The sequence below is a fragment of the Streptomyces sp. SID5910 genome, from assembly GCF_009862125.1.
In the GTDB taxonomy this organism is placed as follows: Bacteria; Actinomycetota; Actinomycetes; order Streptomycetales; family Streptomycetaceae; genus Streptomyces.
On record NZ_WWHX01000436.1, the window covers coordinates 1 to 11,017 of the forward strand.

General features: G+C 72.3%; 9 protein-coding genes and 1 pseudogene. 3 read left to right on the top strand and 7 right to left on the bottom strand.

Annotated elements, in window-relative coordinates:
* Positions 1-70: 70 nt before the first annotated feature.
* The 3 genes from GTW67_RS15300 to GTW67_RS15310 are packed head-to-tail and all read right to left on the bottom strand — an operon-like array spanning position 71 to position 3,436.
* Positions 71-817 (bottom strand): succinate dehydrogenase/fumarate reductase iron-sulfur subunit, encoded by a 747-nt coding sequence (locus GTW67_RS15300; protein ID WP_161165371.1) that lies wholly within the window; start codon positions 815-817, stop codon positions 71-73.
* Positions 814-2,763, bottom strand: coding sequence for a fumarate reductase/succinate dehydrogenase flavoprotein subunit (locus GTW67_RS15305; protein WP_161165372.1), 1,950 nt, complete (start codon positions 2,761-2,763; stop codon positions 814-816). Before GTW67_RS15305 ends, GTW67_RS15300 begins: the two co-directional genes overlap by 4 nt.
* Before the next feature lies 1 nt (position 2,764).
* Positions 2,765-3,436, bottom strand: coding sequence for a succinate dehydrogenase (locus tag GTW67_RS15310; RefSeq protein WP_161165378.1), 672 nt, complete (start codon positions 3,434-3,436; stop codon positions 2,765-2,767).
* Between the two features lie 131 nt (positions 3,437-3,567).
* On the opposite strand from GTW67_RS15310, the gene GTW67_RS15315 reads away from it, so the two are divergent.
* Complete coding sequence (locus GTW67_RS15315; protein WP_161165373.1) at positions 3,568-4,452, top strand: LysR family transcriptional regulator; 885 nt, start codon at positions 3,568-3,570, stop codon at positions 4,450-4,452.
* Positions 4,453-4,456: 4 nt separating this feature from the next.
* Here the strand turns inward: GTW67_RS15315 and GTW67_RS15320 are convergent, their stop codons facing one another.
* A complete protein-coding gene (locus GTW67_RS15320; RefSeq protein ID WP_161165374.1) occupies positions 4,457-5,347 on the bottom strand; it encodes an NAD(P)H-binding protein in 891 nt (296 codons plus the stop codon).
* Positions 5,348-5,519: 172 nt separating this feature from the next.
* On the opposite strand from GTW67_RS15320, the gene GTW67_RS15325 reads away from it, so the two are divergent.
* Positions 5,520-6,356: a LysR family transcriptional regulator gene (locus GTW67_RS15325; protein ID WP_161165375.1), complete on the top strand. Its 837-nt coding sequence runs from the start codon at positions 5,520-5,522 to the stop codon at positions 6,354-6,356.
* A 37-nt stretch (positions 6,357-6,393) separates the two neighbouring features.
* Here GTW67_RS15325 and rmdA read toward each other — a convergent pair whose 3' ends face one another.
* The 3 genes from rmdA to GTW67_RS15340 all read right to left on the bottom strand — a co-directional run bounded on the left by rmdA (position 6,394) and on the right by GTW67_RS15340 (position 10,495).
* Entirely contained in the window at positions 6,394-8,538 is a 2,145-nt protein-coding gene (gene rmdA, locus GTW67_RS15330; RefSeq protein ID WP_161165376.1) for a cyclic Di-GMP phosphodiesterase RmdA, read from the bottom strand.
* Entirely contained in the window at positions 8,535-9,347 is an 813-nt protein-coding gene (locus tag GTW67_RS15335) for an SAM-dependent methyltransferase (protein ID WP_161165377.1), read from the bottom strand. Before GTW67_RS15335 ends, rmdA begins: the two co-directional genes overlap by 4 nt.
* Positions 9,348-9,550: 203 nt before the next feature.
* Positions 9,551-10,495: an SCO0930 family lipoprotein gene (locus tag GTW67_RS15340; protein WP_161165379.1), complete on the bottom strand. Its 945-nt coding sequence runs from the start codon at positions 10,493-10,495 to the stop codon at positions 9,551-9,553.
* Between the two features lie 291 nt (positions 10,496-10,786).
* On the opposite strand from GTW67_RS15340, the pseudogene GTW67_RS37695 reads away from it, so the two are divergent.
* Positions 10,787-11,017: pseudogene (locus GTW67_RS37695) on the top strand (hypothetical protein); the annotation flags it as partial.

Below are 11,017 nucleotides of genomic sequence, written 5' to 3' on the forward strand. Positions count from 1 at the left end.
AGGGGCGCGGGGAACTGCGCGACCAGCCACAACGCACCCGCACCCGCCCGACGGCAGAACCCCTACGGCGCTACCGCGGAGCCTTGCGCGCAGCCCGCAGCCACTCCTTGTTCATACTGGTGATGGAGAACAGCGGGATCCCCTTCGGGCAGGCCGTCGCGCACTCGCCGGCCAGCGTGCAACCGCCGAAGCCCTCGTCGTCCATCTGCGCCACCATGTCCAGCACCCGCGTCTCCCGCTCGGGCGCGCCCTGCGGCAGGACATTGAGGTGGTTGATCTTCGCGGACGTGAACAGCATCGCCGCACCGTTCGGACACGCGGCGACACACGCGCCGCAGCCGATGCACTCCGCGTGCTCGAAGGCGAAGTCGGCGTCCGGCTTGGGCACCGGTGTGGCGTGGGCCTCGGGGGCCGCACCGGTCGGCGCGGTGACGTAGCCGCCGGCCTGGATGATCCGGTCGAAGGCGGACCGGTCGACGACCAGGTCCTTCACGACCGGGAAGGCGGACGCCCGCCACGGCTCGACGTCGATGGTGTCGCCGTCCCGGAAGGACCGCATGTGCAGCTGGCAGGTGGTGGTGCGCTCGGGGCCGTGGGCGTCGCCGTTGATGACCAGCGAGCAGGCGCCGCAGATGCCCTCGCGGCAGTCGTGGTCGAAGGCGACCGGGTCCTCGCCCTTGAGGATCAGCTCCTCGTTGAGGGTGTCGAGCATCTCCAGGAACGACATGTCCTGCGAGATCCCGTCCACCTCGTACGTGGACATGGCGCCGTCGGCGTCGGCGTTCTTCTGCCGCCAGACGCGCAGGGTGAGCTTCATGCGTAGCTCCGCTGGGTGGGGTGGACGTACTCGAAGACCAGGTCTTCCTTGTGCAGGGCGGGAGCCTCGCCGGTGCCGGTGAACTCCCAGGCGGCGGCGTACGCGAACTCGTCGTCCCTGCGGGCGGCCTCGCCGTCCGGGGTCTGGGACTCCTCGCGGAAGTGGCCGCCGCAGGACTCGGAGCGGTGCAGCGCGTCGAGGCACATCAGCTCGGCGAGCTCCAGGTAGTCGACGATGCGGTTGGCCTTCTCCAGCGACTGGTTGAACTCCTCGCCGGTACCGGGGACCTTGATGCGCCGCCAGAACTCCTCGCGGATCTGCGGGATGCGCTCCAGGGCCTTGCGCAGTCCTGAGTCGGTGCGGGCCATGCCGCAGAACTCCCACATCAGCTCGCCCAGTTCGCGGTGGAAGGAGTCCGGGGTGCGGTCGCCGTCCACGGACAGGAGCAGGTTGAGCCGGTCCTCGGTCTCGGCCAGCACCTCCTGCACCGCCGGGTGGGCGTCGTCGACCTCGTCCCCCCGCGGGTTGCGGGCGAGGTAGTCGTTGATGGTGGCCGGCAGGACGAAGTAGCCGTCCGCGAGGCCCTGCATCAGCGCGGAGGCGCCGAGCCGGTTGGCGCCGTGGTCGGAGAAGTTGGCCTCGCCGATCGCGAACAGGCCGGGGACGGTGGTCTGGAGGTCGTAGTCGACCCACAGGCCGCCCATCGTGTAGTGCACGGCGGGGTAGATCCGCATCGGCACCTGGTACGGGTCCTCGTCGGTGATCCGCTGGTACATGTCGAAGAGGTTGCCGTACTTCGCCTCGACCGCCTTGCGGCCCATCCGCTCGATGGCGTCGGCGAAGTCCAGGTACACGCCCTGGCCGCCGGGGCCCACTCCCCTGCCCTCGTCGCAGACGTTCTTCGCGGCGCGGGAGGCGATGTCGCGGGGCACGAGGTTGCCGAAGGACGGGTAGATGCGCTCCAGGTAGTAGTCGCGCTCGTCCTCGGGGATCCTGTTCGGCGGACGGTCGTCGCCCTTGGCCTTCGGCACCCAGATCCGGCCGTCGTTGCGCAGCGACTCGCTCATCAGCGTCAGCTTCGACTGGTGGTCGCCGGTGCGCGGGATGCAGGTGGGGTGGATCTGCGTGAAGCAGGGGTTGGCGAAGTACGCGCCGCGCCGGTGCGCCCGCCAGATCGCGGTCGCGTTGGAGTTCATGGCGTTGGTCGACAGGTAGAAGACGTTGCCGTAGCCGCCGGAGGCGAGGACGACCGCGTCCGCGTAGTACGTGTCGATCTTCCCGGTGATCAGGTCCCGGGCGACGATGCCGCGCGCCCGCCCGTCCACGACGATCAGGTCCAGCATCTCGGTGCGCGGGTGCATCTCGATGTTGCCCGCCGCGATCTGCCGGCTGAGCGCCTGATAGGCGCCGAGCAGCAGCTGCTGGCCCGTCTGGCCGCGGGCGTAGAAGGTGCGGGAGACCTGGACACCGCCGAAGGAGCGGGTGTCGAGCAGACCGCCGTACTCGCGGGCGAAGGGCACGCCCTGGGCCACGCACTGGTCGATGATCTCGACGGAGATCTGCGCGAGCCGGTGCACGTTGGACTCGCGGGAGCGGAAGTCGCCGCCCTTCACGGTGTCGTAGAACAGGCGGTGGACCGAGTCGCCGTCGTTGCGGTAGTTCTTCGCGGCGTTGATGCCGCCCTGCGCGGCGATGGAGTGGGCGCGGCGCGGGGAGTCCTGGTAGCAGAACTGGACGACGCGGTAGCCCTGTTCGGCGAGGGTCGCGCCGGCCGAGCCGCCCGCGAGGCCGGTGCCGACGACGATGACCGTCTGCTTGCGCCGGTTGGCGGGGTTGACCAGCTTGGCCTCGAAACGGCGCGTGTCCCAGCGCTCGTTGACCGGCCCGGCGGGGGCCTTGGTGTCGGCGACCGGCTCTCCGGTCGTGTAGTCGGCGTAGGTTGTCATGTCAGCTCACCACTCCGGTCATGACGCCCACGGGTACGGCGATGAAACCGATCGTGAGCAGCAGCGCGAGGACGTCGGCGACGGTCTTCAGGGCGCGGTCGCGGGTGCGGCTGCCGGCGCCGAGGGTCTGTGCGGCGGACCAGAAGCCGTGCCGGATGTGCAGGCCGAGGGCGAGCATCGCGACGATGTAGATGGTGTTGCCGTACCAGGTGGAGAAGGTGTCCACGACGTTCTGGTAGGGCTTGCCGCTCTCGAAGCCGCCGGAGTGCACGGTGCCGGTGGTCAGGTCCAGGATGTGCCAGACGATGAACAGGCCGAGGATGACCCCGCCCCAGCGCATCGTGCGCGTCGCGTAGCCGGCCCGCTTCTTCTTGTGCACGTACTTGCTGGGCCGCGCCCTGATGTCGCGGCGGCTGAGCTGGTACGCGGACGTGGCGTGGGCGACGACGGCGACGACCAGCACGACGCGGATCAGCCACAGCGTCCACTCGTAGTGCATGAACGGCTCGCCGACCGTGCGCAGCCAGTGGGCGTAGTGGTTGAACTCGCTCGTCCCGAAGAAGATCTTCAGGTTCCCGATCATGTGGGCGACCAGGTAGAGCAGCATGACGAGACCACTGACCGCCATCACTGTCTTCTTGCCGACGGTCGAGTCCCACACGGTGCGCGCCATGGACGGCCGTCGGTCCGTCCGCGTTGCCAGAGCCATGTCACCAGACGCTACGGGGGTGAGGTGCCATCGGTCCAAGACATGGTGCGCCTCGTTTCCATAGGGCACGCCTATCGGCGGCGTATCCTCGCGGTATGCAGTTCCAGCAGCTCCAGTACTTCGTGGCGGTCGCCGAGACCCGGCACTTCACCCGGGCCGCCGAGACGGTCCACGTGGCGCAGCCGTCGCTGTCGCAGCAGATCAAGGCGCTGGAGCGGGAGCTGGGCGCGGACCTGTTCCTGCGGGCGCGGGGCAACATCACGCTGACGGACGCCGGGGAGGCGCTGCTGCCGCTGGCCCGGCGCATCCTGGCCGACGCGGACACCGCGCGGCACGAGGTCCTCGAACTGGTGCAGCTGCGCAGCGGGCGGGTCCGGCTGGGCGCCACGCCGAGTCTGTGCACCGGTCTGCTCCCCGACGTGCTGCGCGCCTTCCACGACCGCTACCCCGGGGTGCGGCTGCTGATCGAGGAGGGCGGCTCGCACGACCTGGTCCGCGAGCTGGCCCGCGGCGCGCTCGACCTGGCGCTGGTGGTCCTGCCGCTGCCCACGGCCTCGCCGTCGCTGACCACGGTGGAGCTGCTGCGGGAGGACCTGGTGGTGGTGTCGTCGCCGGAGGCGCCCCGGCCGGGCGGCGGACGGCGGGCGGTGCGGATCGCCGACCTGGAGGGCGAGCGGCTGGTGATGTTCCGGCACGGGTACGACCTGCGGGAGCTGACCGTGGCGGCGTGCCGCGCGGAGGGCTTCGAGCCGGACTTCGCGGTGGAGGGCGGCGAGATGGACGCGGTGCTGGGGTTCGTGCGGGCGGGGCTGGGGATGGCGGTCGTCCCCCGGATGGTGGCGGCGCGCTCCGGCCGCGGGCTCCGCGTGACACCCCTGGCCCGCCCGGGCCTGCACCGCACCATCGCCCTGGCCCACCGCAGCGACGTGGCTCCGCCACGGGCGGCGCGGGAGCTCCAGCGGATGCTGCTGGAGCGGTGAGGGCTCAGGCGAGCACGGCCGGCCTGAGTGTCTCCTCGCACCAGCGGCGGAAGCTCGTGGGCGCCGTGTCCGGTGTGCTGGGCGCGGACGAGCCGTAGAAGCCCTGGGAGTCCATCGCGGAGGCCATGTCGGCCAGCCCCCGGGCGCCGTCCTCGCTCGCCCCGAGGCGCAGGGCCGCCGCCTCGTACTCCGCCGGGGTGGTCTCCCGCACCCGCACCGGGCGGTCCAGTACGTCGGACATCACCTTCGCCATGCCCTCGGGTGTGAGGTCGTCGGGACCGACCAGCGGGACGTCGGCCCGGCCGGTCCATGTGTCGTCGAGCAGCAGCCGGGCCGCCGTCGCGGCGATGTCGCCGGTGGCGCAGGTCCGCAGGACCCGGTCCGCGGCGTGCGCCACGCGGAACTCGCCCGTGGAGCGCAGGGCCGCCACCTGACCGAGCAGGTTCTCCATCAGGAAGGGCGGGCACAGCGCCCGGTAGTGCACACCGGTGGCCGCGATCCGGTCGTCCATGGCGAGCGAGGCGGAGATCGGCCCGGCGTTCTCCGCGACACCGCGGCCGAGGGAGGAGACGGCGACGACCCGTCGGACACCGTGCCGCCCGATCACCTCGCACAGCGCCGTCGTGAACGCGCCGAAGTGGCCCTCGACGCTGTCGGCGCCCGGCGCGGGCGGCACCAGCCAGAACACCCGGTCGGCACCGGAGCAGGCCGTGCCGAGGAGCCCGGGGTCGGCGTGCGAACCCTGGAACACCTCGGCTCTTTCGCGCGCCCGGGGAGGGAGGCGGCCGGGGTCGCGGGCGATCACCCGGACCGCGGGCCCGTCGCCCAGGGCGTCGAGGACGTTGTCGAGGACCTGCCGGCCGATGCCGCCGGTCGGGGTGGTGATGACGATCACGGGAACACATCTCCGCTTCAGGGAGGCAAGGGTGAGGGACCGCGCCGGGCCCGCGGATCCGTCCGCACGGCCTCCGGCGCCTGTTCATCCTGGTCCGCGGCCCGGCGGAACTGAAGGACCGTTCGGATCCCGGTTGTTACCCTGAGGGCAATACCGAAGGGAGGCGGACAGCATGGAGTCCCGTTCCCTGCGCTACTTCGTCGCGGTCGCCGAGGAACTCAACTTCGCCCGCGCCGCCGAGCGACTGGGCATCTCCCCGCCGCCCCTGTCCCGGGCGATCCGCCGGCTGGAGGCCGAGCTGGGCGTCACCCTCTTCGAGCGGACCACGCACCAGGTGACCAGGACCCCGGCCGGGGACGTCCTGCTCACCGAGGCCCGCGTCGCGCTGGACGCCCTGGAGGCGGCCGGGCGCAGAGCCCGGCGGGCGGCGGTGGGGCCGAAGCTGGTGCTGGCCGTGAAGGCCGACGGGGACGCGGGCCTGCTCGAACCGATCCTGACGCGCTACGCGTCCGAACCCGGGTCCGTGCCGGTCGCCGTCCGGCTGTGCGGGTGGCAGGAACAGCCGGGGCTGCTGCGCGGCGGCGAGGCGGACGCCTCCCTGGTGCACGCGCCGTTCGACGGCACCGGCCTCGACAGCGAGACGCTGGTCGTCGAACCGCGCGTCGCCGTCCTCGCCTCGGACCATCCGCTCGCCGCCCGCGACCGGCTGGAGCTGGCCGACCTCGGCTGGAGCTCCGGCACCGTGGAGCGTCACATCGACGAGGCCAGGCGCGGCCGGGGCGACCTGGCCCAGGTGCTCGCTGCCGTCTCGCTCGGCGAGGCCGTCACTCTGCTGCCCGCCTCGGTCGCCGTACGCTATCCGCGTCCGGGCATCGCCTACCGTCCGGTGTCCGACGCGCCGCCGACCGAACTCGCCCTCGCCTGGCCCCAGGAGTCCCGCTCGACGGCCACCGCCGCACTCGTGCGCGTGGCGGCCGAGGTCGCCGAGAGCGCCCGCGACGGAGCCTAGGCCGACCGGACAGACGGCCCCGGGGCTGCCGCGTCCCTCAGCCCGTGGCGTCCACCAGGGCCAGCTCGTGCAGGCGGTCCGGGGGACCCGGGCGGGCGTAGTACCAGCCCTGGGCCGTGTCGCAGCCCAGGATGCGCAGTTGCTCGGCCTGGGCGCCGGTCTCCACGCCCTCCACGGTGACCGTGAGGTCCAGGCTGTGGGCCAGCGCCACGATGCCCTCGACGATCTTGAGGTCGACGGGGTCCGCCGGGAACTGCTGCATGCTCTGCGTGAAGGAGCGGTCCAGCTTGAGGACGCTCACCGGCAGCCGGCGCAGGTTGGCGAGGTTGGAGTAGCCGGTGCCGAAGTCGTCCAGGGCGATGTCGACGCCCATCTCGGCCAGCCGGCGCAGCGGCTTCAGCAGGTCGTCGTCCGCGCCGATCAGCGCGGACTCCGTCACCTCCAGGCAGAGCGCGTCGGGTGCGACGCCGGTCCGTTCCAGGATCTCGACGGTGTCCTGGACCAGCCCGGGGTGGGTGAGCTGGCAGGGCGAGAGGTTGACGTTGATCCGCAGCGGCCCCGCGGTGGTCGTCTCGCCGTACCGCTCCCGCCACACGCGGGCCTGCCGCACGGACTGCTCCAGCACCCAGCGCCCCAGCGGCACGATCAGCCCGGTGTGTTCGGCGAGCGGGATGAAGCGGTCCGGGCCGAGCACGCCGTGCTGCGGGTGCAGCCAGCGCACCAGGGCCTCGGCGCCGCGCACGCTGCCGTCGCCGAGGTGCACCAGCGGCTGGTACTCGATGAAGAACTCGCCCCGCTCCAGGGCCGCCGGCAGCGCGGTCGTCAGCCCGTGCCGCGTGATGACCCGGGCGTCGGCCTCGGGGTCGGCCAGCTCGAAGCGGTTGCCGCCCGCCGACTTGGCCCGGTACATGGTGATGTCGGCGCTGCGCAGCACCTCCGCCGGGCTGCGTTCGCCCGCCGGGCCCTCGACGACGCCGATGCTGCCGCGCACGGTCAGTTCACGGCCGTCGACGCTGATCGGCGCGAGCAGCGCGTTCATGATGCGCCCGGCGAGCTCGTCCACCTCGTGGCGGGTGTCCGGGCCGGTCGTCAGCGCCACGAACTCGTCGCCGCCGAGCCGGGCGACCATCTCGCCGGGCGCGGTGGCGCAGGCCTGGAGCCGGTCGGCGACCTCCACCAGCAGCCGGTCGCCGGCCGCGTGGCCGAGGCTGTCGTTGACGGTCTTGAAGCCGTCGAGGTCCAGATAGCACAGGCCGAAGCGCTGGCCCGGGCCCGCGCCGAGGGCCTTCTCCAGGCGCTCGAAGAAGAAGCTGCGGTTGGGCAGGCCGGTGAGCGCGTCGTGGGTGGCCTCGTAACGCAGCCGCAGGTTGAGCAGGCGGCGCTCGGTGGTGTCCTCCATCAGCGCGAGCTGGTACTGCGGGTCGCCGTCGGCGTCGCGCAGCAGGGAGACCGTGAGGTTGGTCCACAGGACCGTGCCGTCGGGCCGGTAGAAGGCCTTCTCGCAGTGGTAGGCCTCGCGGTCGCCGCGCACCAGTTCCTGGTAGAGCCGCCAGGTCTGGGGCGCGTCGTCGGGGTGGGTCCACTCCCGGACGTTGCGGCCGCGCAGCGAGGGGTCGGTCAGGCCGAACATGCGGGTCAGGGCGCCGTTGACCTGGAGGATGTTGCCGTCGAGGTCGGCGATGCCGATGCCTATGGCGGCGCCCTCGAAGACCGCCCGGAAGCGGGCCTCACTGGCGTGCAGGGCCGCGGCGACCACGCCCTGTGCCTTCAGGGCGGCCTGCGCGATGGCCTCCTGCTCGGCGAGCGTCCGGCCGCGCAGCGCCCCCGCGAACCCGGCCGCCATGGCGTGCTGGAGCCGCGCCGAACGCGCGCGCAGGGCCTCGGGGTCGCCGTCCTCGCCGCAGTACAGCACCAGGTAGGCGTCCACGCAGTCCAGCGTGCGGGCGAGCGCGTCGGGGTCGGTGCAGTGCACGTCGACGAGTGCCGCGCCGACCGCCTTCGCCTCCTCGGTGTCGAGGCTCCGGCCCCGCAGCAGCCCGCTCAACCGGCGGGCCAGCGGCATCAGTTCTTCCTCGAACTCGGGCCGGGTCGACGACGTCGAGGTCACCGGGAACACCGCACGGCTCCAGATCGTCGCAAACCGGCGGAGTCTGTCCTCCGGCCCGCCCGGCTCCGCGGTCACGCCGTACGCCCCACGCCGGCGATGCCCGAGAAGGCGTACGGGTCCTCTTCCTCCGGCGCGGTCTCGGGCCGCCAGCGCGGCATGGGAACCAGTCCGGGTTCCACCATCTCGTACCCCTCGAAGAACCGGGCGATCTCGTCGCGCGAACGCATGATCAGCGGATTGCGGATGTCCTTGTACACGTCCACCGCGCCCCCGGCCCGCTCGGCGGACGTCGGGATCCCCTCGTAGGAGGCGTGGGTGAGGACGAGCAGGCTGCCGGGTGCCAGCGCGGCGGTCAGTTCCGCCACCGCCGCGCAGGGGTCGTCCGCGTCTTCCACGAAGTGCAGTATGGCAACGAGCAGCAGGGCGACCGGACGATTCAGGTCGATCAGCCGCTCCACCTGGGGGCTGTCGAGGATCTCCCGCGGCTTGAGCAGGTCGGCGGCCACCACGTCCGCGAACTCGGCGCCCTCCAGGACCGCCTGGCTGTGCGCGACCGCGACCGGGTCGTGGTCGACGTACACCACGCGGGCGTCGGGCCGGGCCTCGCGGGCCACCTCGTGGACGTTGCCGAAGGTGGGGATGCCGGAGCCGATGTCGAGGAACTGGTCGATGCCCTGCTGGGCCGCGAAGCGCACGGCGCGGCGCATGAACGCCCGGTTCGCCTGCATGATCTTGGGGAGTCCCGGCAGGAACTCCATGGCCCTGCGGGCCGCTTCGCGGTCGACCTCGAAGTTGTGCGAACCGCCCAGGTAGAAGTCGTAGATGCGGGACACGCTCGGCACCGTGATGTCGATGCTCCGCGGGGCCCAGGCGGGACGCTCCATCTATCTCTCCAAGGCTCGGGCGATCCGGTGTTCGAGCTGAGGCTACTGATCGCCCGCCGAACGGGCGAGCCCGAGCGGAGATCGACCGTCCGTTCCCGGTCACTGCCTGCGGCACGTGCCGGGCGCCAAGGCACGTCAAAGCGCGCGAATGGGGCCGTCCCCTCCGCGTGGACACGGAGGGGACGGCCCCGGGGAGGATGCCGTCACTTCTTGGGCGCGCCGACCGGCTTTCCGTCGGGTGCGACGGCGTACCAAGTCCCGCCGACGCCCTGGCCGTTGGTGTCGCCGGCCTTCTTGTCACCCGCGAAGGTGTAGATCGGCCAGCAGTTGACCGTCTGCTGCGCGGCGCCGTCGGGCCGGGTGAAGCTCATCAGACCCTTCTTCACGACGCCCTTGGTGTCGTTCGCCGCCACGGGGGCGACGACCGGCCACTTCTCCAGGCAGGCGCCGGTGCACGCGGAGACCGGCTTCGGCCACGCCTCGTCCTTCATGAAGCGGTAGACGGTCATGCCCTTCTTGTCGACGACGATCTCGCCGAGTTCGGGATCGTCACGGGTGGACAGTCCCGCCAGGTCGGCGGCCTCGGCCTTCTTGCCGTCGGGCGCGAGCGCGTACCACTTGCCGCCCACGCCCTGGCCCTTGACGTCGCCGACGGCGTCCTTGGCGTAGCGGTACGCGGGCCAGCCGCCGATGGTCAGCTGCTTGGTGCCGTCGGCGCGGGTGACCTCGCCGAGCAGCGCCTTGTCGACGCCCTCGCCGGCGATGGCGTCGTCCGCGGCCACCGGCGGCCAGGCCGTGGCGCAGTCGGCCTCGCAGGTCGTCTTGGGCGGCTGGGCGGTGTCCTGGTCGAACCGGTACAGGGTGCGGCCGCTTCCGTCGGTCACGAGGTCGCCGAGTTCGGCGTTCGCGGAGACGGACAGCTTGCCCGCGGAGACGGGCGGGGCGGCGGAGGCCTGCCCGCCCTTGGCTCCGAGGCCGTCGCCGAGCCCGGCTCCGGCGCCGATGGTGCTGACGTCGCCGGGGGCGGCCGTCGCGCCGACGTTCTGGCTGCTCGCGGCGCTGCCGCCGTCCTGGCCGCACGCCGTCGTCAGCGCCAGCACCGCCGCAGCGCTCGCCACGAGTGAGGCGCTCCGCCAGGAGGTCTTCATCGTCAATCCCCGATCATCGCAACGGTGTTGCGGCGCCCTGCTGAGTCGCCGCACGACACTGGGTACGCACGGGGGTGCGGGTCGTGTTCAACCGGGGCCGGAATTCTTTCCGGCCAGGGCCAGGCCGTCGCGGAGTGGGGCCCGCTGTCCCGCCTCCCCTCGTACCCGCGTGCGGATCCCCGCGCGGGCGGGCCGCCGCTGGTCAAACCGCCCGTCGGCCCGCGTCCCTCCTTCGGGGCAATCCCCGGCTTCTCCCGCGTGGCATCGCGCGCCAGGCCCGATGATCTCGACGTGCATGGACCCGAACCGACCCAATCGGCTGTCGCCGGCCGGGTGTTGGCGCTGGTGGTGCTGACGTTCACGCTCGTCGGCACGCCGGTCGGCCCGGCGCGGGCCGACGCCTGTGCGTGGGCCTCGACCGGCCCGGACGGCACCGAGGCGGTGGCGATCGCCGGGAGTGTCTCCTGGCCCACCTTCCCGCCGTGCCAGAAGCCCACGCCACCGCCTCCGCCTCCGCCCACT